Source organism: Burkholderia sp. WTPI3 (assembly GCF_021483755.1).
In the GTDB taxonomy this organism is placed as follows: domain Bacteria; phylum Pseudomonadota; class Gammaproteobacteria; order Burkholderiales; family Burkholderiaceae; genus Burkholderia.
The window spans coordinates 1-22,958 of the sequence record NZ_JAGIXF010000088.1; the positions used below are offsets into that span (position 1 = coordinate 1).

17 protein-coding genes and 2 pseudogenes are annotated in these 22,958 nt (G+C 68.7%); 7 read left to right on the forward strand and 12 right to left on the reverse strand.

Features of this window, described 5'->3' with window-relative positions; all coding sequences use genetic code 11:
• A partial coding sequence (locus J7024_RS30620; protein WP_234745731.1) for an AsmA family protein occupies positions 1-953 on the reverse strand: 953 nt, incomplete at its 3' end.
• Between the two features lie 163 nt (positions 954-1,116).
• Positions 1,117-2,553, reverse strand: coding sequence for a DUF1254 domain-containing protein (locus J7024_RS30625; RefSeq protein ID WP_124826676.1), 1,437 nt, complete (start codon positions 2,551-2,553; stop codon positions 1,117-1,119).
• Here J7024_RS30625 and J7024_RS30630 point away from each other — a divergent pair.
• Positions 2,495-2,683, forward strand: coding sequence for a hypothetical protein (locus J7024_RS30630; RefSeq protein ID WP_175750589.1), 189 nt, complete (start codon positions 2,495-2,497; stop codon positions 2,681-2,683). The genes J7024_RS30625 and J7024_RS30630 overlap by 59 nt on opposite strands.
• 239 nt (positions 2,684-2,922) lie before the next feature.
• Positions 2,923-5,709 (forward strand): heavy metal translocating P-type ATPase, encoded by a 2,787-nt coding sequence (locus J7024_RS30635; RefSeq protein ID WP_234745732.1) that lies wholly within the window; start codon positions 2,923-2,925, stop codon positions 5,707-5,709.
• 132 nt (positions 5,710-5,841) lie between these two features.
• Here J7024_RS30635 and J7024_RS30640 read toward each other — a convergent pair whose 3' ends face one another.
• Entirely contained in the window at positions 5,842-6,321 is a 480-nt protein-coding gene (locus J7024_RS30640) for a GNAT family N-acetyltransferase (RefSeq protein ID WP_124826678.1), read from the reverse strand.
• Between the two features lie 193 nt (positions 6,322-6,514).
• Here J7024_RS30640 and J7024_RS30645 point away from each other — a divergent pair, with 193 nt between their 5' ends.
• Positions 6,515-7,720 (forward strand): MFS transporter, encoded by a 1,206-nt coding sequence (locus J7024_RS30645; RefSeq protein WP_124826815.1) that lies wholly within the window; start codon positions 6,515-6,517, stop codon positions 7,718-7,720.
• Between the two features lie 44 nt (positions 7,721-7,764).
• Here J7024_RS30645 and J7024_RS30650 read toward each other — a convergent pair whose 3' ends face one another.
• The 3 genes from J7024_RS30650 to J7024_RS30660 form a co-directional block, all read right to left on the reverse strand.
• On the reverse strand, positions 7,765-7,920 hold the full coding sequence (locus J7024_RS30650) for a hypothetical protein (protein ID WP_006481665.1): 156 nt from the start codon (positions 7,918-7,920) through the stop codon (positions 7,765-7,767).
• A gap of 185 nt (positions 7,921-8,105) precedes the next feature.
• The gene (locus J7024_RS30655) at positions 8,106-9,419 is read right to left on the reverse strand and encodes a flagellar hook-length control protein FliK (RefSeq protein ID WP_311769306.1); all 1,314 of its coding nucleotides are present in this window, start codon (positions 9,417-9,419) and stop codon (positions 8,106-8,108) included.
• Positions 9,420-9,573: 154 nt separating this feature from the next.
• Positions 9,574-10,272 (reverse strand): MgtC/SapB family protein, encoded by a 699-nt coding sequence (locus J7024_RS30660; RefSeq protein ID WP_124826680.1) that lies wholly within the window; start codon positions 10,270-10,272, stop codon positions 9,574-9,576.
• A 112-nt stretch (positions 10,273-10,384) separates the two neighbouring features.
• On the opposite strand from J7024_RS30660, the gene J7024_RS30665 reads away from it, so the two are divergent.
• Together J7024_RS30665 and J7024_RS30670 are read left to right on the forward strand one after the other, a co-directional pair.
• On the forward strand, positions 10,385-11,494 hold the full coding sequence (locus J7024_RS30665; RefSeq protein ID WP_124826681.1) for an AGE family epimerase/isomerase: 1,110 nt from the start codon (positions 10,385-10,387) through the stop codon (positions 11,492-11,494).
• A gap of 252 nt (positions 11,495-11,746) precedes the next feature.
• The gene (locus tag J7024_RS30670; protein ID WP_124826682.1) at positions 11,747-12,190 is read left to right on the forward strand and encodes a PaaI family thioesterase; all 444 of its coding nucleotides are present in this window, start codon (positions 11,747-11,749) and stop codon (positions 12,188-12,190) included.
• Positions 12,191-12,241: 51 nt separating this feature from the next.
• Here the strand turns inward: J7024_RS30670 and J7024_RS30675 are convergent, their stop codons facing one another.
• The 5 genes from J7024_RS30675 to prpB all read right to left on the reverse strand — a co-directional run bounded on the left by J7024_RS30675 (position 12,242) and on the right by prpB (position 19,715).
• Positions 12,242-13,294, reverse strand: coding sequence for a CaiB/BaiF CoA transferase family protein (locus tag J7024_RS30675; RefSeq protein WP_124826683.1), 1,053 nt, complete (start codon positions 13,292-13,294; stop codon positions 12,242-12,244).
• A 250-nt stretch (positions 13,295-13,544) separates the two neighbouring features.
• Positions 13,545-14,735: a 2-methylaconitate cis-trans isomerase PrpF gene (gene prpF / locus J7024_RS30680; RefSeq protein ID WP_124826684.1), complete on the reverse strand. Its 1,191-nt coding sequence runs from the start codon at positions 14,733-14,735 to the stop codon at positions 13,545-13,547.
• A 120-nt stretch (positions 14,736-14,855) separates the two neighbouring features.
• On the reverse strand, positions 14,856-17,453 hold the full coding sequence (gene acnD / locus J7024_RS30685) for a Fe/S-dependent 2-methylisocitrate dehydratase AcnD (RefSeq protein WP_124826685.1): 2,598 nt from the start codon (positions 17,451-17,453) through the stop codon (positions 14,856-14,858).
• A gap of 82 nt (positions 17,454-17,535) precedes the next feature.
• Positions 17,536-18,708, reverse strand: a complete 1,173-nt coding sequence (gene prpC, locus J7024_RS30690) for a bifunctional 2-methylcitrate synthase/citrate synthase (protein WP_124826686.1) — start codon at positions 18,706-18,708, stop codon at positions 17,536-17,538.
• A gap of 113 nt (positions 18,709-18,821) precedes the next feature.
• Positions 18,822-19,715: a methylisocitrate lyase gene (prpB, locus tag J7024_RS30695; protein ID WP_124826687.1), complete on the reverse strand. Its 894-nt coding sequence runs from the start codon at positions 19,713-19,715 to the stop codon at positions 18,822-18,824.
• A 170-nt stretch (positions 19,716-19,885) separates the two neighbouring features.
• Between prpB and prpR the strand changes: the two genes are divergently transcribed.
• Positions 19,886-21,877, forward strand: coding sequence for a propionate catabolism operon regulatory protein PrpR (gene prpR / locus J7024_RS30700; protein WP_124826688.1), 1,992 nt, complete (start codon positions 19,886-19,888; stop codon positions 21,875-21,877).
• Between the two features lie 42 nt (positions 21,878-21,919).
• Here prpR and J7024_RS30705 read toward each other — a convergent pair.
• Positions 21,920-22,565 (reverse strand): annotated as a pseudogene (locus J7024_RS30705) (CGNR zinc finger domain-containing protein).
• Positions 22,566-22,800: 235 nt separating this feature from the next.
• Between J7024_RS30705 and J7024_RS30710 the strand changes: the two are divergent.
• Positions 22,801-22,958: pseudogene (locus J7024_RS30710) on the forward strand (VOC family protein); the annotation flags it as partial.

Consider the following 22,958-nt stretch of genomic DNA (forward strand, 5'->3'; position numbering starts at 1 on the left):
TCGAGGCCGGCCGCCGCGACGTGCACGCCGCGCGCGGCGAACAGCGGCTCGGAAGCCGGGCCGGTGACCTTCGCGTCGTTCAGGTCGACGGTGCCCGACACGCGCAGCGCGGGCGAATCGCCGCTCATCACGAAATTCAGCGTGAGGTCGCTGCTCAGCAGGCCGCTCGTCACGATCACCGGCAGCTTCGACGGCGCGTACGAAATCAGCTTCGGCACGTCGAGCCGGTCGAACTTCAGCGCGACTTCGGATTCGCGCGACTGCGCGAACGGCTTGGTCTTGCCGTCGATCGCGATCGGACTGCCGTCGAACCGCGCGCGCAGCTTCGGCTGCACGAAGATGTCGGTCTTCGACGGCAGCGTCGCGATGAACGGAATCCCGAGCGTCCAGTTGTCGACCACGTGCTTTTCTTTCAGCAGACGATCGTCGAAGTCGATCCGGCCATCGTTGACCTGGATGTTCGATACCGAGAAATGCGTAGGCTTGCTGTCGGGTTTGGACGGCGTCGAGAACTTCTCGATCAGGTCGGTGAAGTTGAAGCGCTGTGCGTCGTAGCGGACGATATGAAAGCGCGGCGAGTCGACCCGCACTTCGTTGACGATCGGCGCGCCGCGGAACAGCGACGACCACGACGGCCGCACGACGAGCTTGCCGATGTCGATGAAGTCGCCCTGGCCGCCGCGCTCGCCGATATGGATGCCGTCGGCTTCGAGGTTCAGCGTGTACGGGTTCAGTGCGATGCGCTGGACGGTGGCCGGCCGGTCGAGCTGCTGGCTCAGTTGCTGTTCGGCGATGTGCCGGATCAGCGGCGGCGCCGCGAAGAACCCGAGCAGTCCGAACAAAACGAGGAAGATCAGCACGCCGAGGCCGATACGCCGGGTCCGGCGCGAGCGTGCAATGCCGCCGAGGGCATGGAGAGTCGAGGGTACGGTTTCTTTGTCTGCGCTTGCCATGCTTGGATGCCTCGGGAATGGATGCCGGGCCGCCCCGGAAACCGGCACGGCCGCGCACGCTATCCCGAAAGTATAGGCTCAGGTGGTGACGGAACGGCGGATGGGCGCGGCCGCCGCGCCCGCCGTTCGGACAGCGGCGGCCGTCATCCGTTCATTTCGGACGTTATTTCCGAACGACGACGGGCGGCATCCACGATCCGTCGCTCGCCTGCGGCTTCGGTGCGTACAGCCGCAGCGCGAGCGTGAATTCGGTGCGCGGCGCAGGCAGCCAGTTGGCGCCGTGCGCGCCGCCCGGCGAGCCCGACACGACCACGTCGATCGAGCCGTCGTGGTTGCGGCGCAGGCGGTCGCGATCGCCGAGCGAGCGGCGCGCCGACCCGACGTCGGGCAGCGCGCCGCCGGCCGTGTACGGCGTAAGCGTCCAGAATCCGCGCACCGGCGGCAGCGCGCCCGGTGCGAAATGCAGCACGTAGCGGTTCGCGCCGTTCAGCGGATGGCCGTCGCTGTCGACGCGCACGAGCGCGAGCGTCTCGTCGTCGCGCGTCGCGGTGCCGAACTGCGTATAGGCCGCATAGGCGCGCAGCGCGTAATCCTGGCCGTACTTGCCTGCCGTGTCGCCGATCCAGCTCCAGCCGTTCGCGTTCAGCAGGTTCGGCGGCGCCGCCGCGAGCCGCGCGCGCGCTTCTGCGACGCCGGCCGTCGCGGCGTTCAGGCGGTCGCCCGTCCACAGCACCGGGTAGCCGGCCGACACGCCGATGTCGTTCAGCAGTTCCTGCGCATGCGCATCGTCGGCCGGGGCCGGATTGTCCTGCAGCGCCTGCGCGAAACGCGCAAAGAACGCCTTCGGATCGAGCGCGGCCACCTGCTCGGCCGGCGTGCCGCCGCTCGCGGCCTCCGACGGCGCGCTGCCCGCATGGACCGCGACCGACGCGCCGCGCGCGGCGCCTGTATAGACGGACAGCGGCACCACGCGAATCGCGCGCTGCAGCTTCTTCACGTTGGTCAGGTCGCGGCCGCCGCTCGTCTGCAGCCGCACTTCGAGCCACGCGTTGGCCGACGGCACGTCGATGCGCACGGCGCCCTTCGGCAGCGTGCCCTGCCAGTCCTTCGCCGCAAAGGCAATCGTTTGCGATCGCGCGCCGCCGCGAGCCGCACGGGCCGCCACGCTCGACGACGACCACAACACGTTCGTCCACATGTCGAGCGCGCGGGCATCCCAATAGCGGCCGCGGGTGTCTGGCAGCGTGACGATCACAGGCTCGGCGCCGACGTCGAGCCAGCCGGTCGAGTCGAGCGTGTCGACGCCCGGCAGCGGCGGGTTCGGCGCGCCGACCGGCGGCAATGCCTGTGCATGACGCAACGTATTGAGCGGCGCCTGACCCGGCTGCGCGCCGTCGCCGCCCGTCGCGGCCTCCTTCGCGACATCCATCAGCACGAGCGGATAGGCATACACATAGGAGTCGGCTACTTCCGCGCGCATCCAGCCGGTTTTACGCTGGATCGCATCGGGTTGCGACGCGCACCCCGTCAGCAGCGCCGCCATGACCAGCGACGCACCTGCGCGTCGCAGAGAAATTGATTCTCGTAGGTTTTCAATCATTGATTACTGGCCGAATATCGTTCTTTTCAGTCAACGCCTTGTGCGACGCGCGATCGGCGAAGGCAAGGCACCCCAGCTTGCCGATCGCCGCTTTGCGACGGCGGGCGCTGATGTCAGGCCGGTATCATAGCGCCTAAGGGCATCCCCCAATATGCCGAATAACCGGCGGAGCGGTAGCCGGCCGTCGTCAGCCGGAAGTTCCGTCGATCCGGCGTCCCGATCGGGGCGCGTCAGCGATCGGTGCGGGCCGACAGGCGCGGCAGAAGCCCGTCCGTGCGTCGGATCGTCGCCGGCGCTTGACCTTCCCATGATGGGAATGTTGATACTGGGATCATTCGCGGCACGAACCGCGCTTTTGGGGAATCCGACATGACTGAATCACTCGCGTCCGCGGCGCTGCAAACGATCGAACTGAGCGTCGACGGCATGCATTGCGGCGGCTGCACGGGCCGCGTGCAGCGTGCACTGGCTGCCGTGCCGGGCGTCGTCGAGGCCGCGGTCGATCTCGATGGGCATGCCGCGACGGCGACTGTGCAGGACACGGTCGAGCCGGCGCAGCTCGTCGAGGCGATCAGCGCGGCGGGATATCGTGCGACGGTGCGCGAGCGGGTTGGCGAGTCGGCTGGGGCGTCGCATGCGCCGGTCGTTGTGACGGCGGAGCTCGACATCGACGGGATGACCTGCGCATCGTGCGTGTCGCGCGTCGAAAAGGCTTTGGCGAAGGTGCCGGGGGTCACCCGTGCGACGGTCAATCTGGCGACCGAGCGTGCCACCATCGACGCCGCACCCGGCGTTTCCACATCGCAGTTGGTGGATGCCGTCACGCAAGCCGGCTACGGCGCGACGCCGGTCGCAGCCGCCCCACCGCCTGCTCCCGCTTCATCGCCTGCCTCGGCCGATCTCGAATTCGACATCGGCGGCATGACGTGCGCCTCCTGCGCCGGCCGCGTCGAGAAAGCGCTGGCCGCTGTCCCGGGTGTCGCGCGCGCGTCGGTCAATCTCGCGACCGAACGCGCGTCGGTGCATGGCGCCGGCCCGCTCGACACCGCGACGCTGATCGCGGCGGTCACGAGGGCCGGCTACCAGGCATCGCTTGCCGCCGCGCCGGAAGCCGTTGCGGCAGCCGGCGCGGACACCGATTCACGCGCCGCCGCCCCGGCGCAAACCACGGACGCCCGCAAGCGCCGCGAAGCAATCCGCGAACGCAACCTCGTGATCGGCTCGGCCGTGCTGAGCGCGCCACTCGTCGTGCCGATGCTCGTCGCGCCGCTCGGCATCGACGCGATGCTGCCCGGCTGGCTCCAGCTCGTACTCGCGTCGATCGTCCAGTTCGGCTTCGGCGCACGCTTCTACCGCGCGGCCTGGCACGCGGTGAAGGCGCGTGCGGGCAACATGGACCTGCTCGTCGCGCTCGGCACATCGGCCGCATTCGGCTTGAGCCTGTGGATGCTGTTGCGCGACCCCGCGGATCCCGGTCACCTGTATTTCGAGGCATCGGCCGTCATCGTCACGCTGGTGCGCTTCGGCAAATGGCTCGAAGCGCGCGCGAAACGCCAGACGACCGAAGCGATCCGCGCGCTGAACGCGCTGCGCCCCGACCGCGCGCGCGTCGTCGAGCACGGCGTCGAACGCGACGTGCCGCTCGCGCAGGTGCGCGTCGGCACGACGGTCGGCATTCGCCCCGGCGAGCGCGTGCCCGTCGACGGCCGGATCGTGTCGGGCCGCTCGCACGTCGACGAATCGCTGATCACCGGCGAAAGCATGCCGGTGCCGAAGGACGACGGCGATCCGGTGACGGCCGGTTCGATCAATGGCGAAGGCGCGCTCGTGGTCGAAACCACCGCGATCGGCGCGGAAACGACGCTCGCGCGCATCATCCGGCTCGTCGAATCCGCGCAGGCGGAAAAGGCGCCGATCCAGCGGCTCGTCGATCGCGTCAGCGAAGTGTTCGTGCCGGCGATCCTCGGCATTGCGGTGCTGACGCTGATCGGCTGGCTGATCGCCGGCGCCGGCACCGAAACGGCGATCCTCAACGCGGTGGCGGTGCTCGTCATCGCGTGCCCGTGCGCGCTCGGCCTCGCGACGCCCGCCGCGATCATGGCCGGCACCGGCGTCGCGGCGCGCCACGGCGTGCTGATCAAGGATGCGCAGGCGCTCGAACTCGCCCAGCGCACCACCGTGATCGCATTCGACAAGACCGGCACGCTGACCGAAGGCAAGCCATCCGTGACGGCGTTCGAAGCCGTCGGCGTCCCGCGCGAACAGGCGCTCGCTATCGCCGCGGCGGTTCAGCGGCACAGCGATCACCCGCTCGCGCGCGCGGTGGTTGCCGCGCACGATGCGGATGCCGCGGCACGACGCGGCGCGACGGGTTCGACCGACGCCCCCGTCGCGGCCGATGCGCGCGCGGTGGCCGGACGCGGCGTCGAAGCACGCGTGAACGGACAACTGCTCGCGCTCGGCAGCACGCGCTGGCGCGACGAACTCGGCATCGTCGCGCCGCCCGCACTCGACACCCGGGCCGGGGAGCTCGAACGGGCGGGCAACACCATTTCGTGGTTGATGCGCGCCGACGCGCCGCGTGCGCTGCTCGCACTGATCGCGTTCGGCGACACCGTGAAGCCCGGCGCGCGCGACGCGATCGCGGCACTGTCGGCGCGCGGCATCGCGAGCGCGCTCGTGACGGGCGACAACCGCGGCAGCGCGGCGGCCGTCGCGGCGGCGCTCGGGATCGACGAAGTGCATGCGCAGGTGCTGCCCGACGACAAGGCGCGCGTGGTCGCGGAACTGAAGCGCACGCATGGCGGAATCGTCGCGATGGTCGGCGACGGGATCAACGACGCCCCCGCGCTCGCCGCGGCCGACGTCGGCATCGCGATGGCGACCGGCACCGACGTCGCGATGCATACAGCCGGCATCACGCTGATGCGCGGCGATCCGGCGCTCGTCGCCGACGCGATCGACATCTCGAAGCGAACCTACCGGAAGATCCAGCAGAACCTGTTCTGGGCGTTCGTCTACAACCTGATCGGTGTGCCGCTCGCGGCGCTCGGCTGGCTGAACCCTGTGATCGCGGGGGCGGCGATGGCGTTTTCCAGCGTCAGCGTCGTGACGAACGCGTTGCTGTTGCGCAGATGGAAGGGGCGCGCGCGATGAGGTAGCGCGGTACGAAAGCGGGCGGGATTCACCGGTTTCGACGAATCCAGCGCGTGCCTCCGTCACGCACGCGCGATCGTGAAATCGTATCGAACCGCAAACGGTGCGCCTGCAGTGTTCGAATCGTCGTCGCTAGCCCGACACGACCGGCTTGATCAGTGTCGTCGTGATCGGCGCAAAACCGCACGCCCGATAGAGCGCGCGGGCGGCCGCGTTGTGATTGAACACCGACAGCCCGATCTCCGTGACGCCATGGGCGCGCGCTTGTGCCTCGAGCGCATCGAGCGCGCGCGTCGCCCAGCCCTGGCGGCGCCGGGACGGAACGATATCGAGGTCGTAGATGAACAGCGTGCGGTTCGGCCCTTCGGGCACGATCGCGTACCAGAGGTCGCCGACGGTGTCGCCGCTGACAGCGTCGATCAGCTGGACGAGCGTCTGGCCGGAGGTGAGCAGACCGTCCGGCAGCAGCGTGTCGAAGCAGGCTCGAGCGCGGGCCGCCGCGTCGTCGGTCGCGTTCTGCCCGGACGACACGAGATCGCGCGCGTAGCCGTCGATGGCGCGCGTGCGGTATGCGTGGAATTCGCCGGCCGTCATCGGCCGCATCTGCAGCATGGCCCGGGGGTCGCGAGGTCAATCGAACTTCCAGTGTAGCGGGACGATCGCACCCGTGCGCGATGCCGATCGCGACGGCCACTGCCCGGGCGGCCGGATCGCGAAACCGCCGCTCGCACGGCGCCCGTTCCCTATGCATCCCCGCCCCGTTCTGATTAAATGGCCGACCCCGACCTTGCACAGAACAATAACGATGAGCGATCTGAAAGGCGAAATCTCCATCGGGAACGCGGACAGCCCCGACACCACCCGCCGCCGCACGTTGTGGGCCGCCTGTGGCGCGCATGCGGTGCATGACGGCCTGACGGACGTCATCTATGTGCTGCTGCCGATCTGGCAGGCACAGTTCGCGATCAACTTCGCGCAGGTCGGCTTGCTACGGGGATCCTATTCCGGGGTGATGGCGGGTTTTCAGCTGCTCGCGAGCCGCGCGGCCCGGCGCTGGGGGCGCGAACGCATGCTGGTGGGCGGAACGGCGCTGGCCGGCATCGCTTACCTGATAGCCGGCCACGCCGGCGGCCTGGCGGCGCTGATGATTGCGCTGGTGCTGGCCGGACTGGGCGCGAGCACGCAGCATCCGCTGGCGTCCTCGATGGTCAGCGACGCCTATGACGCGGGCGGCGGCGTGAAGGAAGCGCTGTCCCAATACAACTTCGCCGGCGATATCGGCAAGACGCTCATCCCCGGCGTGATCGGCCTGCTGCTGACCGTCGTGACGTGGCGCACGGGCACCTTGCTGATCGGGTTGATCGGCGTTGCTTCAGCCGGCCTGATCGCATGGCTGATTCCGTCGAACCGCGCGACTGCCGGGCCGCGCGACAAGGCAGCGAAGGCTATTGCTGTGCGCGGATCGGCCTGGGGTTTGCGCGCGTTGCTCGCGACCGGCACCGTGGACAGTGCGGTGCGGATGGGCTTTCTGACGTTCTTGCCGTTCCTGTTGAAAAGCAAGGGCGCCGGCACCGCCGGTATCGGCCTCGCGCTGGCGCTACTGTTCGTAGGCGGCGCGTTCGGCAAGCTGCTGTGCGGCTATCTGGGCGTGCGCATCGGCATGATGAAGACGGTGTGGCTCACCGAATCCGCGACGTCGCTGCTGATCGTGCTCGCCGTGTTTGCACCGCTGTTCGCGATGATGACGGCGCTTCCGTTACTCGGGCTCGCACTCAACGGAACATCGTCGGTGCTGTACGGCGCCGTGCCCGAACTGGCTGCCGAAGGAAAACGCGAGCAGGCGTTTGCGCTGTTCTACACGGGCACCATCGGCGCCGGCGCGCTGTCGCCGGTTCTGTTCGGCCGACTCGGCGACGTCGCAGGCGTGCCTGCGGCACTGCTTACGCTCGCGTCGGTTCTACTGCTGACGCTGCCGCTGTCGTGGTACGTGCGGAAGGGACTGGATGCCTGACACAGCGCAATCGATCCGGCCGCGCGCGACGGGCGATCAACGAATCAACGGCGGTACAGGACGATCGGGACGAGGTGCGCACGACGCACGCGCTCGGCTTCGGCGCGACGCGCAGCGTACGAATATTCCGCGTCGAGCGGCAGATGCGGGGAGACGAAGAGGTCGTCGATCTTTTGCAGCAGGGCGAGAATGAAGCTCATGAGAGACTCCTGACAGAGAGGGCTAGGGTTTCCCCTTAGATGAGCTCCATTCTAAGGGTTTTCCCTGAACTCTGCCAGCGCGTCGCATCAGTTTGCCGCACCTGTGCGGGCCCTGAGCAGCGGCCCGGCATGACGATCCTTGCCGGTGCAGGGTTTGCAGGTAGGGTCGGAGTATTTATCAGGTTTTATCGGGTTCGGCGCGCACGCTTCGCGGCCGCTGCCTCGCGGTTCGCGCTGCGCTGAAGCCGGTCGACCTGGGACAGCAGCGCTTCATGATGTTCGGCGAGCGTCATCAGCGTCGCCTGCTGCGTCGACAGATCGGCGGCCAGCCGATCGACCCGCTGTTGCCTGACGTCCAGTTCCTGCTTCAGGTTCGCGACCTGTCGCGTTTGCAGCACCAGCGTAACGAGCGCGGCGAACACGACGAATGCCAGCGCCAGCAACAGCCGGTTGACCCGACGCATCTCGCGATCCGCCGCGCGCTTCACGCCGGCCATCTCGCCCTGCAGCGCGGCGAGCCGCTCCGACAACGGACGCAGATGCGCGTCCGGATCGAAAGCCGGGGCATCCGGCACGGCCGGTTGCACGCGGTCCGCCGACAGCTTCGTCACGAAGGAGGCCACGGACGCCACCGGCTGGACCTCGGCCGAAGCAGAAGCCGAGACCTGCCGGTCGGCGTCGTGCGTGCTTGCGGTCATTGCGGGCTCGACGGGCTCCGGCCTCGGCTGCTGTTCAGAGGATGTCGCGGGATCCGGTGCAGCGGTCGATTCCGGCATGGCGGCAACAGCGCCAGTTGCGCCAGCGCCCGCAGCCACGCGCCGTTTGCTACTCGACGATGCACGGCGGCCCTTCGTGGTCGCGCCAGGTGTCGGCGCGGCTTCGGCCGGCACGGTTGTCACGTCGACGCCGTCAGCGTCATTACCCGGCTTCGCGGAGCGATCGGCGGCGGCACCGTCCGTCGCAACGGCGTTCGCCGCCGAACGCTCGATTTTCGTTGTGGACGCATCGGACACTGCCTGCGCCTCCGTCAGGCCGGCATCGGTTGCCGGTTCATCGGCCGCGATCGCAACGATGTCCTCCGACTGCCGTGCGACCTCGGCACCCTTCGCCGCATCGGCATCGACCCTGCGCACGACATCGTCGCCGAGCGCATCGCCCTTTCCGGGCGTCGCCGCGGATTCGTTCATCGTCGCGCCGGCTGCGGCCTGCTCCGCCGCACCCTCCGCGTCACCGCGCGCCTCACCGCCGGACGCGCTGAACCCGTCCAGCGTCGCCTGCCGCCCGGCGTCGTCGCCGGCCACTGCCTCAACTTCGGCAACGGCTTCATCGCGCACCACGGCAGACGCACGCGCGGCCGGCTCCAGCACCGGGTCGCCGAACAGGTCGAGCGTGCGTTCGTCGCGCGACGCTTCGCCGGCCGGCGCATTGCCCGGTCGCGCGGTCGTGCGCGCCGCGGTATTGCCGGCAGCTGCGGCCGAGCGCGACCGCGAACGGGCCAACGAACGATTGGAACGAGAACGGGAACGAGGCAGGGAAACGGATTCGGTCATGGAGTCGGATAACGGGCTCGCGAACGCGGAACCGGATGTCGAACGGAATCAGTGACGGCCATTGTCGCATGACCAATGCCCGCGCCGACCGATCCCATGCCGGCTATTCGTCGCCCATCAGCCCGCTGCCTTCTTCGAATCGCGTGACGCAAGACAGCCCGCGCAGCTTGTCGCAGATGGCACGGTATTCGAGATCGGACACGCGCCCGAGCGCGATGCGCACCTCGTCGTGCTCGCCCGTGTCGTCGGCGCGCTGCACGATGAACTGCTTCACCCGCGCGCTGTCGGGGCCGAGCGCCTCGTGCAGCGAATCGAACGTCAGCGCGCCGCCCACCACCGTCAACGCGAGCTGGCGGCGCTGACGCACCGTGAAGTAGCGCCGTTCGAGCGGCTTGATGCCGGCCAGGATGATCAGGATGATGATCGTTGCGGAAATCGACGCGACATACAGCCCGCCGCCCACCGCAAGGCCGATCGCGGCGACCGACCACAGGCTCGCGGCCGTCGTCAGCCCGCGCACGATCTCGCCGCGCAGCAGGATCGACCCCGCACCGAGGAAGCCGATGCCCGACACCACCTGCGCGGCGATCCGCGACGGATCGAGCACGATGTGGTCGCTGCTGCCGAGCACGTCGGCGAAACCGAACGCCGACACGATCATGATGAGCGTCGAGCCGACGCACACCAGCATGTGCGTGCGCAGGCCCGCCGCCCATGAAAGGCGCTCGCGCTCGAAGCCGATGACGCTGCCGAGCGCCGCCGCGAGAACCAGCCGCATCACGAGTTCCAGGTTGCTGAGCATCCGATTTCCCCTCCTTTTCTGGTGCCGGTCGCGCGGAATGTTATATCCTTGGCCGCGGCCGCGCCGCTCCGGGCCACGCCGACTCGATTCGATCCAAGCGCTCTACCCCGCCATGTCCGCACCCGACTCCGCTTCCGCCCAGGCCGCCCAGTTGCGCGACCATTTCGCGCACGTCATCTTGCCGATCTGGCAGGGTTCAGGGTTCGACCATACGCTGCGGCTACCGTTCGAAGCCGTCGATCCGGCCACGCATGCGCCGCTGCACGTCACCCGTTATCGCGCAATGGCGTGCGCGCGGCAACTGTTCGTGTTCGCGCAAGCCGGCAACGCCGCGCACGCGGCCACGCTGTTCGACTCGCTGTGCAGCCGTTTTCGCGATCCGCGCCACGGCGGCTGGTTCTACAGCGTCGACGCGCAAGGCGCGCCGCTCGACACGACGAAGGATCTCTATACGCACGCGTTCATCGTATTCGCATGCGCCGCATGGCATGCGGCATCGGGCGACGCCGCCGCGCGCACGATCGCCGAAGACACCGCCGCACTGATCCAGGACCGCTTCGCACCGCAGCCGGGCGACGCGCGGCTCGACGCCGCGCGTCACGCCGATTTCTCGTCATCGGGCAGCGGCGCGCTGCAAAACCCGTTGATGCACCTGACGGAAGCGTGGCTCGCCGCCGCCGACGCGTTCGGCGACGCGGCGTTCGACGATGCGCTCCTGCGCACCGCGCAGGCCGTCGAGCGCACGTTCGTCGACACGGCAACCGGCTGCGTCGCCGAGCTGCCGCTCGGTGCGGCCGACAACCGCCTCGAGCCCGGCCATCAGTTCGAATGGTTCTATCTGGTCGACGCGGCCGGCGCACGGCTTGCGCAGACCAGCCTGCCCGATGCGCTCGCGCGCGCGTACGCATTCGCCGAGCGGCACGGCGTCGATACGCGGACGGGCGCCGTCTGCGCGGCGCTCGACGCGCAAGGCGCCTGCATCGACGCGACGCAGCGGATCTGGGCGCAGACCGAATACCTGCGCGCGCTCGCGACGCACGGCGGCACGCCGGCCTCCGCGCCGCTCGCGCGGCAGATCGGGCGCTTCGCCGCGCGCTTCCTGCATCCGCGCGGCTGGTTCGAATGCAAGACGGCCGACGGGCAGGTGTCGCGCGCCGACATGCCGTCGACGACGCCCTACCACCTCGCGACCGCCTACGCGGCGCTGCCGACCGGCGCGTAATCCGGACGCCGCGCGCGCGTCGCCCGGTTCGAACACCGACAGCGCCTGCATCAGGTGCGAGGTCTGATTGTTCAGCGACACGGCCGCCATTCACGCCGATTCGCCTGCACACGAGCACGACTCCCGCGTTCGGCGCGGCAATCGCGCCGCATCGCGCCGGCAATCGCAAGAAATGCGGACGAATTTCCTTGCTTATCCGCAGCCCCCTTCCTAGAGTTCAGCGCAAGCGGACACGCATTGCGAGGAAACTCGATGACGGACATCACGGACCGCGCGCGCGGCGCATTGCGCGCGCAACCGTTCAGCATGTTGCTGGGCACGCAGTTGATGCATATCGGCGACAACGAGGTGTCGCTGTGCCTGCCCGTGCGGGAGGAACTGCGGCAACAGCACGGCTTCGTGCATGGCGGCGTCATCGGTTATCTCGCCGACAATGCGCTGACGTTCGCCGGCGCGCTCGTGCTCGGCCCGCGCGTCGTCACCGCCGAATACAAGATCAATTACCTGCGGCCAGCCGTGAACGGCACGCTCGTCGCCCGCGCGAAGGTGGTCTACGCGGGGCGGCATCAGGCGACCTGCCAGTGTCACGTGTTCGTCATCGACGGCGATCACGAGCGGTTGGTCGCGATCGCGCAAGGCACGATCAATCGCGTCGGCGACGGCAAGATGCCGGATACGCCCGAGGAAACGGCGTGATCGCAGCGTGACGGCGATCCGGGCGGCGGAACACGGCGCGCAGCAGGCTCGTCAGCCCGCATCCTCTCCGTTCAGCGGCAGGAAACGCGGCGCCACGCGCGCCCTGATGTTGCCGTTCTCGTCGGTACGATAGATCCCGCGCGCCGCGTTGTGCGGGTGCACCGCCGCGCCGGCCACGCTCAGCACCGGCGCAAAGCACGCGTCGGTGCCCTCGAGCAGCGCGCGCCAGTGCGTGGACGGCTGCTGCGCGAATACCGCCGCGAAACGCGCCTTCAGCGCGGGCCAGCGCGCGCGATCGTACTGCGATGCCGGATCGAGGTCGGTCAGCCCGAGCCGCTCGACCAGCAGCGCATAGAACGGCGGTTCGAGCGCGCCGATCGTCACGCATTCGCCGTCCGCACAGCGATACACGTCGTAGAACGGCGCGTCGTGAAAGAGGCTCGGCCGCGCGCCGTCGAGCTGGCCGTTCGCCCGCGCCCACAGCGCGAGCGAGCCGAGCATCGACACGATGTCGACGATCGCGCCGTCGACCACGCGCCCCGGGCCGCCGCCACGCACGTCGAAGAGGGCGCAGACGATCCCGAACGCGAGCCCGAGTGCGCCGCCCGCATCGCCGACGACGGTCGGCGGCAGGCCGGGCCGGCCATCGCGCGGCGCGGACAGCGACAGCAGGCCGGTCAGCGCGACGTAGTTCAGGTCATGCCCGGCCGCCGCCGCGAGCGGGCCGTGCTGGCCCCAGCCCGTCATGCGTCCGTACACGAGCTTCGGATTGCCGCGTGCGCAATCGGCAGGCCCGAGGCCCAGGCGCTCCATCACGCCGGGACGCAAGCCTTCGATCAGCGCATCGGCTTGCGCGATCAACGCGAGCGCCTCGGCGCGGCCGTCCGGCGTCTTCAGGTCGAGTTCGACGATCGTCTTGCCTTCGCGGAGCAAATCTCCGGCGCGGCCCTGCAGCGCGTCCGGCGCGCTCGTACGGCCGGCCGGGCGCGCGATCAGCGTGATGCGGGCCCCCATCCCGGCGAGCATCCAGCCCGCGAGCGGGCCGGGGCCGAGACCTTCGAATTCGACGATATGGACGCCGGAAAGCGGCGCGTTCAATGACATGGCGACCTCGCGGGAATGCAACCGGCAATGGGGGGAAGCAACGCTCCGATTCGATGCGATGGTACGCGCCGCTCGCGGTGCGCAGGGCGAGCAGGCCGATACGGGAAGTTCGCGTCGACGCCGGATGAAAGCCCGGCGTCGTGCGCCCGCTGCGCGACTGTCCGCCGTCGCGCGACGCACCGGCCAGGATGCGCTGCTTGCTGCACGGCTGACCAGAACCGGAGCACAAGCAGAAACGACCGCGCAACGATCAGAACGCGTCGCCCGGCACGCGCACCCAGCCTTCCATCAGCACGCGCGCGCTGCGGCTCATGATCGCCTTGGTGACGGTCCATTCGCCGTTCTCGAGCTGCGCTTCCGCGCCGACCCGCAGCGTGCCCGACGGATGCCCGAAGCGCACCGCGTTGCGCTCGCCGCCGCCTGCGGCGAGATTGACGAGCGTGCCCGGAATCGCCGCGGCCGTGCCGATCGCGACCGCCGCCGTGCCCATCATCGCGTGGTGCAGCTTGCCCATCGACATCGCGCGCACCAGCAGGTCGACGTCGCCCGCATTCACGCGCTTGCCGCTCGACGCGACATAGTCGGCCGGCTTCGCGACGAACGCGACCTTCGGCGTGTGCTGACGCGTCGCGATCTCGTCGAGCGTGTCGATCAGGCCCATGCGCAGCGCGCCGTGCGCGCGGATCGTCTCGAACTTCTCGAGCGCCTTCGCATCGCCGTTGATCGCATCCTGCAACTCGGTGCCCGTATAGCCGATCGCCTCGGCCTCGACGAAGATGGTCGGGATCCCCGCGTTGATCATCGTCGCCTTCAGCGTGCCGATGCCCGGCACCGCCAGATCGTCGACGAGGTTGCCGGTCGGGAACATCGATCCGCCCGCGCCTTCTTCCTCGGCGGCCGGATCCATGAACTCGAGCTGCACTTCGGCGGCCGGGAACGTGACGCCGTCCAGCTCGAAATCGCCCGTCTCCTGCACCGCACCGTTCGTGATCGGCACGTGCGCGACGATCGTCTTGCCGATGTTCGCCTGCCAGATCCGCACGGTCGCGACGCCGTCGCGCGGCACGCGCGCCGCATCGACCAGCCCGCCGCTGATCGCGAACGGGCCGACCGCCGCCGACAGGTTGCCGCAGTTGCCGGTCCAGTCGACGAACGCCTTGTCGATCGCGACCTGACCGAACAGGTAATCGACGTCGTGACCGGGCCGCGTGCTTTTCGACACGATCACCGTCTTACTGGTGGACGACGTCGCGCCGCCCATCCCGTCGATCTGCTTGCCGTACGGATCGGGGCTGCCGATCACGCGCAGCAGCAGCGCGTCGCGCGCGGCGCCCGGCGTCTGCGCGGCATCGGGCAGGTCCTGCAGCCGGAAGAACACGCCCTTGCTGGTGCCGCCTCGGATGTAGGTGGCGGGAATCCTGATTTGAGGAATGTGAGCCATGTCTGTGTTGTCCTGTCGACCGGGGCCCGCACTCGCGCGCCGGCTCCGGTCCCATGCAAAGCCATCTGACGACGGGCGATGCACACGTGCACCGCCCGGATTCAACGTATCAGCGCGCCGTCAGGCCGCCGCCTGCGACGATTCGAGGAAGTCCTGCGCGAAGCGCTGCAGCACGCCACCCGCGTCGTAGATCGACACTTCCTCGGCCGTATCGAGCCGGCACGTCACCGGCACCTCGACGCGCTCGCCGCTCTTGCGGTGAATCACGAGCGTGAGATCGGCGCGCGGCTTGCGCTCGCCGATCACGTCGAAGGTCTCGGTGCCGTCGATGCCGAGCGTGGTGCGGTTCGTGCCCGGCTTGAACTCGAGCGGCAGCACGCCCATCCCGATCAGGTTCGTGCGGTGGATCCGCTCGAACCCTTCGGCGACGATCGCCTCGACGCCAGCGAGCCGCACGCCCTTCGCGGCCCAGTCGCGCGACGAGCCCTGGCCGTAGTCGGCGCCGGCGATCACGATCAGCGGCTGCTTGCGATTCATGTACGTCTCGATCGCCTCCCACATCCGCATGACCTTGCCTTCCGGCTCGACGCGCGCGAGCGAACCCTTCTTCACCGCGCCGTCGACGACCGCCATCTCGTTGATCAGCGTCGGGTTCGCGAAGGTCGCGCGCTGCGCGGTCAGGTGGTCGCCGCGGTGCGTCGCATACGAGTTGAAGTCCTCTTCCGGCAGGCCCATCTTCGCGAGGTACTCGCCGGCCGCGCTGTTCGCGAGGATCGCGTTCGACGGCGACAGGTGGTCGGTCGTGATGTTGTCGCCGAGCACCGCGAGCGGACGCATGCCCTGCAGCGTGCGTTCGCCGGCCAGCGCGCCTTCCCAGTACGGCGGACGGCGGATGTACGTACTCTGCGCGCGCCAGTCGTACAGCGGCGCCGCACGTTCGCCCGTATCGGCCGTACGCGCGAACATCGGTTCGTAGACCTTGCGGAACTGCTCGGGCTTCACGCTCGATGCGACGATCGCGTCGATCTCCTCGTCCGTCGGCCAGATGTCTTTCAGCGTGACGGGCTTGCCGTCCCGGTCGTGACCGAGCACGTCCTTCTCGATGTCGAATCGGATCGTGCCGGCGATCGCATACGCGACGACGAGCGGCGGCGACGCGAGGAACGCCTGCTTCGCGTACGGATGAATGCGGCCGTCGAAGTTGCGGTTGCCGGACAGCACGGCCGTCGCGTACAGGTCGCGGTCGACGATCTCCTGCTGGATCTTCGGATCGAGCGCGCCCGACATCCCGTTGCAGGTCGTGCACGCGAACGCGACGATGCCGAAGCCGAGCTTCTCGAGCTCCGGCAGCAGGTTCGCTTCTTCCAGATACAGCTCGACCGCCTTCGATCCCGGCGCGAGCGAGCTCTTCACCCACGGCTTGCGCGCGAGGCCCTTCGCGTTCGCGTTGCGCGCAAGCAAGGCCGCGGCAATCACGTTGCGCGGATTACTGGTGTTCGTGCAGCTCGTGATCGCGGCGATGATCACCGCGCCGTCGGGCATCTCGCCCGCCTTTTCTTCCCACTGGCCGGCGATCCCGCGCGCGGCGAGATCGGACGTCGGCAGCCGCTTGTGCGGGTTCGACGGGCCGGCCATGTTGCGCACGACGCTCGACAGGTCGAACGTCAGCGTGCGCTCGTACTGCGCATCGTTCAGCGTATCGGCCCACAGGCCCGCCGCCTTCGCGTAGGTCTCGACCAGCTTCACCTGCTCGTCGCTGCGGCCGGTGAGGCGCAGGTAGTCGGTCGTCTGGCCGTCGATGAAGAACATCGCGGCCGTTGCGCCGTATTCGGGCGCCATGTTCGAGATCGTCGCGCGATCGCCGAGCGTGAGGCTCGCGGCGCCTGCGCCACGGAATTCCAGATACGCGCCGACCACCTTCTCCTTGCGCAGGAATTCGGTCAGCGCGAGCACGATGTCGGTCGCCGTGATGCCGGGCTGGCGCTTGCCGGTCAGTTCGACGCCGACGATGTCGGGCAGGCGCATCCACGACGCGCGGCCGAGCATCACGTTCTCGGCTTCCAGCCCGCCGACGCCCACCGCGATCACGCCGAGCGCGTCGACGTGCGGCGTGTGGCTGTCGGTGCCGACGCAGGTGTCCGGATACGCAACGCCGTCCTGAACCTGGATCACCGGCGACATCTTCTCCAGGTTGATCTGGTGCATGATGCCGTTGCCCGGCGGAATCACGTCGACGTTCTCGAACGACTGCTTCGTCCATTCGATGAAGTGGAAGCGATCCTCGTTGCGGCGATCCTCGATCGCGCGGTTCTTCGCGAACGCATCCGGATCGAAGCCGCCGCACTCGACGGCGAGCGAATGGTCGACGATCAGTTGCACGGGCACGACCGGGTTCACCTTCGCCGGGTCGCCGCCGCGCTCGGCGATCGCGTCGCGCAAGCCCGCGAGGTCGACGAGCGCCGTCTGGCCGAGGATGTCGTGACACACCACGCGCGCCGGGAACCACGGGAAGTCGCGTTCGCGCTTGCGCTCGATGATCTGCTTCAGCGAATCGGCAAGGATCGCCGGGTCACAGCGGCGCACGAGGTTTTCGGCGAGCACGCGCGACGTATACGGCAGCGTGTCGTAGGCGCCGGGCGCGATCGCTTCGACCGCGGCGCGCGCATCGAAGAAGTCCAGCGACGTGCCGGGCAGGGGTTTGCGGTTGGCGGTATTCATGATGTGGGGCGGGATCCGGGGTAAGACGTTGCGCGCGCGCCGGCCGCCCGCATCACGGGCGCCGGCACGCGCGGCGGGCATTTCAGCGCTTCTCGATCGGCACAAACTGCAGGTCTTCCGGACCGGTGTAGTTCGCGCTCGGGCGGATGATCTTGTTGTCGACGCGCTGCTCGATGATGTGCGCGCTCCAGCCGGACGTGCGCGAGATCACGAACAGCGGCGTGAACATCGCGGTCGGCACGCCCATCATGTGATACGACACGGCGCTGAACCAGTCGAGGTTCGGGAACATCTTCTTCGCGTCCCACATTACCGATTCGAGGCGCTCGGCGATGCTGTACAGCTTCAGGTCGCCCGCTTCCTTCGACAGCTTGTGCGCGACGCCCTTGATCACCTTGTTGCGCGGATCGGAGATCGTGTAGACCGGGTGACCGAAGCCGATCACGACTTCCTTGTTCTCGACGCGGCGGCGGATGTCCGCTTCGGCATCGTCAGGCGAACCGTAGCGGCTCTGGATCTCGTACGCGACTTCGTTCGCGCCGCCGTGCTTCGGGCCGCGCAGCGCGCCGATCGCGCCGGTGATCGCCGAGTAGATGTCCGAGCCCGTGCCCGCGATCACGCGGCCGGTAAACGTCGATGCGTTGAACTCGTGCTCCGCATACAGGATCAGCGACGTGTGCATCGCGTCGACCCACGACTTCGACGGCGTCTTGCCGTGCAGCAGGTGCAGGAAGTGGCCGCCGATCGAGTCGTCGTCGGTTTCCGTCTCGATGCGCTTGCCGTTGTGCGAGAAGTGATACCAGTACAGCAGCATCGAGCCGAGCGATGCCATCAGGCGGTCGGCGATGTCGCGCGCGCCCGGCAGGTTGTGATCGTCCTTCTCCGGCAGCACGGTGCCGAGCACCGACACGCCGGTGCGCATCACGTCCATCGGGTGGGCCGATGCCGGAATCTGCTCGAGCGCGGCCTTCAGCGCGTTCGGCAGCCCGCGCATCGCGCGCAGCTTCGTCTTGTATGCAGCCAGTTCGGTCAGGTTCGGCAGCGTGCCGTGCACGAGCAGGTGCGCGATTTCCTCGAACTCGCACGATTCGGCGACGTCGAGAATATCGTAGCCGCGATAGTGCAGGTCGTTGCCGGTCTTGCCGACCGTGCAGAGCGCCGTGTTGCCGGCCGTCACGCCCGACAGCGCCACCGACTTCTTCGGCTTGAATGCGCCTGCGGCGGCCGGTGCTGCTGCGTCTTTCGTCTCGCTCATGTTTCCGTTCTCCAATGGGTATCGGGGGTGTCATGCCGGCCGGGCCCGGCGCTGGCGCGCGGCCCGGCTTCATGCAAAGCGTTCCGGGAACCGTGTCCCGGCGCGCGGGCTCGTTACTTCTTGCCCTGCGCGAACAGCTCGTCGAGCTTCTGCTCGTAGGCGTGATAGCCGAGGAAGTCGTACAGCTCGGCGCGGGTCTGCATCGTCGGCACAGCCGCCTTCTGCGTGCCGTCGCGACGCAGCGTCTCGTAGAAATTCAGCGCGGCCTTGTTCATCGCGCGATACGCGCCGCAGCAGTACAGCGCGATGTCGACGTTCGCCTCGCGCAGTTCGTCGAGCGTGAAGAGCGGCGTCGAGCCGAACTCGGTCAGGTTCGCGAGGATCGGCACCTTCACGGCGGCCTTGAAGCGGCGATAGTCGTCGAGCGTCTTCATCGCTTCCGGGAAGATCATGTCCGCGCCGGCTTCCACGTAGGCGATCGCGCGCTCGATCGCGGCGTCGATCCCTTCGGCAGCGGCCGCGTCGGTGCGGGCCATGATCACGAACTGGTCGTCGGTACGCGCATCGACCGCGGCCTTCACGCGATCGACCATTTCATCGACCGGCACGACTTCCTTGCCCGGACGGTGGCCGCAGCGCTTCTGGCCGACCTGGTCTTCGAGGTGGACGGCCGCGACGCCGGCCTTGATGAACGAGCGCACCGTGCGCGCGATATTGAACGCGCCGCCCCAGCCCGTATCGATGTCGACGAGCAGCGGCAGGTCGGTCGCGTTGGTGATCCGGTTAGCGTCGATCAGCACGTCTTCCATCGTGCTGATGCCGAGATCGGGGATGCCGAGCGAGTTCGCGGCAACGCCGCCGCCCGACAGGTAGACGGCCTTGAAGCCGACGGCCTGCGCCATCTTGGCTGCATACGCGGTGATCGCGCCGACCACCTGCAGCGGCTGCTCGGCCGCGACTGCCGCGCGGAATTTCGCGCCGGCGCTCTGAAGATGCGTGTTGCTCATGAACGGCCTCCTGAAGGAATGCCCATTAACAGCAAGGACCGGGCCAGCTTGCGGATCGCCGCTAACCCACTGATTCTTAAGCAACCGGCGCGGGCGCCTCGTCGTCCGTCGATTTCAATGCGGCAATTCCATGTTTCAAAAATGAAATCGCACGCGCATAATCGGTCGCCATGGACCTCTCCTCGACCAAACCCGTCGGCCCGGCAGATCGAACGGCGCGCCCGCGCATCTGGGCGATGGGCATCAGCCGCCTGCGCGAGCTGTTTCGCGAGATCGCCGCGGAATTCGACGAACGCGCGGACGTGCGCATCGTCACGCGTGCCTATGAAGACGCGCTGAGCGCAATCGCGGAGGCCGGCACCGCCCGGCCCGACGTGATCGTCGCGGCCGGCTCGAACGGCGCCTTCCTGAAAACGCGGGCGCAGGTGCCGGTCGTGGTCGTGTCGCCGACAGGCTTCGACGTGATGCAGGCGCTTGCGCGGGCGCGGCGCGACGCATCGCGGATCGCGCTCGTCAGCGCCGGCGAGACACCGCCCGAAGTGCGCCGCTTCGTCGCCGCCTACGGCCTCGACGTGCAGTTTGCGTCATATCAGTCCGCGCAGGAAGCGGAAGCCTGCGTGCACGACCTGCACGACCGCGGCATCGAGACGATCGTCGGCCCCGGGCTCGTGACCGACCTCGCGGCGAGCGCCGGCATGGGCGCCGTGTTCCTGTATTCGCACGCGTCGGTGCGCAAAGCCGTCGAGACGGCGCTCGAAGTCGCGTATGCGACGCATGCCGAGGCGTTTCGCCGCCAGCGGCTCGACAATTTGCTGCAGCACCTGCGCGACGGCGTGGTCGCGCTCGACGCGCGCGGCCGCGTCGAGGCGATCAACGAGCGGCTCGCGTCGGCGCTCGGGGTCGAACCCGCGGCGGCTGTCGGCCGCGCGCTCGTCGATCTGCGGCCCGAGCTGCGCACGCTGCGCGGCGAGGATGGCGACGCGCTCGCGACCGTGCGCGGCGTGCGCTACGTCGTGCATCGCGGGCCGCTCGTCGACCGTGGCGTCACGTCGGGCAGCGTGCTGACGTTCCAGGAATCGCGCGCGGTCGAGCGGCTCGATCGTGCGCTGCGTTCGCAGCCGAACACGCAGCAGTTCGCGGCGCGCTATGCGCTCGACGACGTGGTCGGCACGTCCGCGCCGATGGCGCGCGTGCGCGAGCTGGTGCGCCGCTACGCGCGCTCCGACGCGACCGTGCTCGTGCTCGGCGAAAGCGGCACCGGCAAGGAGATGATCGCGCAGAGCCTGCATGCGCTGTCCGCGCGGCGCAGCTATCCGTTCGTCGCGGTCAACTGCGGTGCGTTTCCGGAGGCGCTGCTCGAGAGCGAGCTGTTCGGTTACGAGGAAGGCGCGTTCACCGGCGCGCGGCGCGGCGGCAAGACGGGGTTGTTCGAGGCCGCGCATCGCGGCACGCTGTTTCTCGACGAGATCGGCGAGATGCCGCCGTCGCTGCAAAGCCGGCTGCTGCGCGTGCTGCAGGAGCGCGAGGTGATCCGCCTCGGCTCGACCGAGCCGATCCGCATCGACGTGCGCGTGATCGCCGCGACACATCGTCCGCTGCTCGCCGCCGTCGAAGCCGGCACGTTCCGCGCGGATCTGTATTACCGGCTCAACATCCTGAACATCGGCCTGCCGCCGCTGCGCGATCGCGCGGCTGACATCCCCGCGCTCGCCGCGACGCTGCTCGTGCAGGCGGCGCGGCGCGAGCCGCGGCTGGCCGAGCGCGTGCGCGATGCCGGCGACGCGATGCGCGTGCTCGACGCGACGCAGGCGACGCTCGCGCGCTACCGGTGGCCCGGCAACGTGCGGGAATTGCAGAACGTGATCGAGCGGATCGCGGTGGAACTGGCCGAGGAAGTCGACGCGCACGATCCGGCCGCCGCGTGCGGCGCGCTCGCGCCCGATGCGCTGCAGGCGATCGCGCCCGAGCTGTTCGCCGCGCCGCCCGATGCGGCCGGCGCCGGCGGCGGCGACGATGCACAGACGCTCCAGGCCCGCCGCCGCCGCGCGGAAGCCGACGAGATCCGCGCGGTGCTGGACGCGTGCGGCGGCGACCGCGATCGCGCGTGCGCGATGCTCGGCATCAGCAAGACGACGCTGTGGCGCAAGCTGTCGGCGAAATAGGTTCCGGCGGGACGGGCGGGAAGCGTGGCTCGAGCCGCCGCTTCATTCGGCCTTGTGAAAGTGGCGGTACGCCTTCGCGCGGTTGCCGCACGACGACATCGAGCACCATCGGCGGCTACCGTTCTTGCTGTCGTCGATGAACAGCCACTGGCATGCGTCGTTCGCGCAGCGCTTGACCTTCGCGAGCCGCGTGCCGCCCAGCAGGTCGATCGCCGACCACAGCACCGGGCTCAGCACACCTGCGAGCGTCGCGCCCGCGCGCCCGATCCGCCACGCATAGCCGCCGTCGATCCGCGTCAACGCGACGCGCGGCACGGCCTCCGCCAGAAAACCGCCAAGCAGCGCGAGATCGTCCGCTTGCGGCTCGCGCCGCTCGGCCTGCGCGTGAAAGAGCCGGTACAGCGCCTCGCGCAACGCAAGCGCGCGCAAGCGTCGCCGGCTCGTCATCTCTCTCCTTCTCTTCGACGCGACACGCGTCGGCCAGGCCGGTTGGCACGCGCGCCTGCTCGCGGCACCACGCGAACAGGTCGTCGAGCGTGCCGAAGGTTTCCGTCGGCGCGTCGGCACCGCGCCAGTACCGCGTGTTCGCGAAATCGATGCTCAGCGTTTCGGGCGACGCGGGAATCAGGCAGTCCGTCGTGACGGAAAGTTGCGTATCGTTCATGTCCCGATCGCATCTAACCACCATGGCGGTTGACAAGCCTGCGGACGCTTTCCAACACAACCAGCATGGTGGTTAATAACGGGTTTGCGGCACGGGTGTTCCCTTCAGCTCAAGGCGTCACAGATGTTCGATCGCCTTTCCTCCCGAGTTATCCACACCGGCCGCAGCCGGGCGTTCCACGACAGTACGTCCGGCTGACTGGGTGCCTGTCGACAGGTTTGCTGCACTGACGTCCCTTCTTCAGATCAAGGAGCCACCGATGATCGATCACCTTTCCTTCGGCGTTGCCCGCATCGACCGCAGCCGCGCGTTCTACGACAGCACGCCCGGTGCGCTCGGCTACAAGCGGCTGTATAGCGACGACGGATCCCTCGGATACGGCACCACCGAGCCGGTGCTGTGGTTGCAGCACGCGGA

Bases quoted from the DNA above. Each gene is read 5' to 3' on its own strand.
- J7024_RS30630 (WP_175750589.1), top strand. From the start codon at position 2,495: ATGACCAGCGACGCACCTGCGCGTCGCAGAGAAATTGATTCTCGTAGG.
- J7024_RS30625 (WP_124826676.1), bottom strand. From the start codon at position 2,553: ATGATTGAAAACCTACGAGAATCAATTTCTCTGCGACGCGCAGGTGCG.
- J7024_RS30635 (WP_234745732.1), top strand. From the start codon at position 2,923: ATGACTGAATCACTCGCGTCCGCGGCGCTGCAAACGATCGAACTGAGC.
- J7024_RS30640 (WP_124826678.1), bottom strand. From the start codon at position 6,321: ATGCTGCAGATGCGGCCGATGACGGCCGGCGAATTCCACGCATACCGC.
- J7024_RS30645 (WP_124826815.1), top strand. From the start codon at position 6,515: ATGAGCGATCTGAAAGGCGAAATCTCCATCGGGAACGCGGACAGCCCC.
- J7024_RS30650 (WP_006481665.1), bottom strand. From the start codon at position 7,920: ATGAGCTTCATTCTCGCCCTGCTGCAAAAGATCGACGACCTCTTCGTC.
- J7024_RS30660 (WP_124826680.1), bottom strand. From the start codon at position 10,272: ATGCTCAGCAACCTGGAACTCGTGATGCGGCTGGTTCTCGCGGCGGCG.
- J7024_RS30665 (WP_124826681.1), top strand. From the start codon at position 10,385: ATGTCCGCACCCGACTCCGCTTCCGCCCAGGCCGCCCAGTTGCGCGAC.
- J7024_RS30670 (WP_124826682.1), top strand. From the start codon at position 11,747: ATGACGGACATCACGGACCGCGCGCGCGGCGCATTGCGCGCGCAACCG.
- J7024_RS30675 (WP_124826683.1), bottom strand. From the start codon at position 13,294: ATGTCATTGAACGCGCCGCTTTCCGGCGTCCATATCGTCGAATTCGAA.
- prpF (WP_124826684.1), bottom strand. From the start codon at position 14,735: ATGGCTCACATTCCTCAAATCAGGATTCCCGCCACCTACATCCGAGGC.
- acnD (WP_124826685.1), bottom strand. From the start codon at position 17,453: ATGAATACCGCCAACCGCAAACCCCTGCCCGGCACGTCGCTGGACTTC.
- prpC (WP_124826686.1), bottom strand. From the start codon at position 18,708: ATGAGCGAGACGAAAGACGCAGCAGCACCGGCCGCCGCAGGCGCATTC.
- prpB (WP_124826687.1), bottom strand. From the start codon at position 19,715: ATGAGCAACACGCATCTTCAGAGCGCCGGCGCGAAATTCCGCGCGGCA.
- prpR (WP_124826688.1), top strand. From the start codon at position 19,886: ATGGACCTCTCCTCGACCAAACCCGTCGGCCCGGCAGATCGAACGGCG.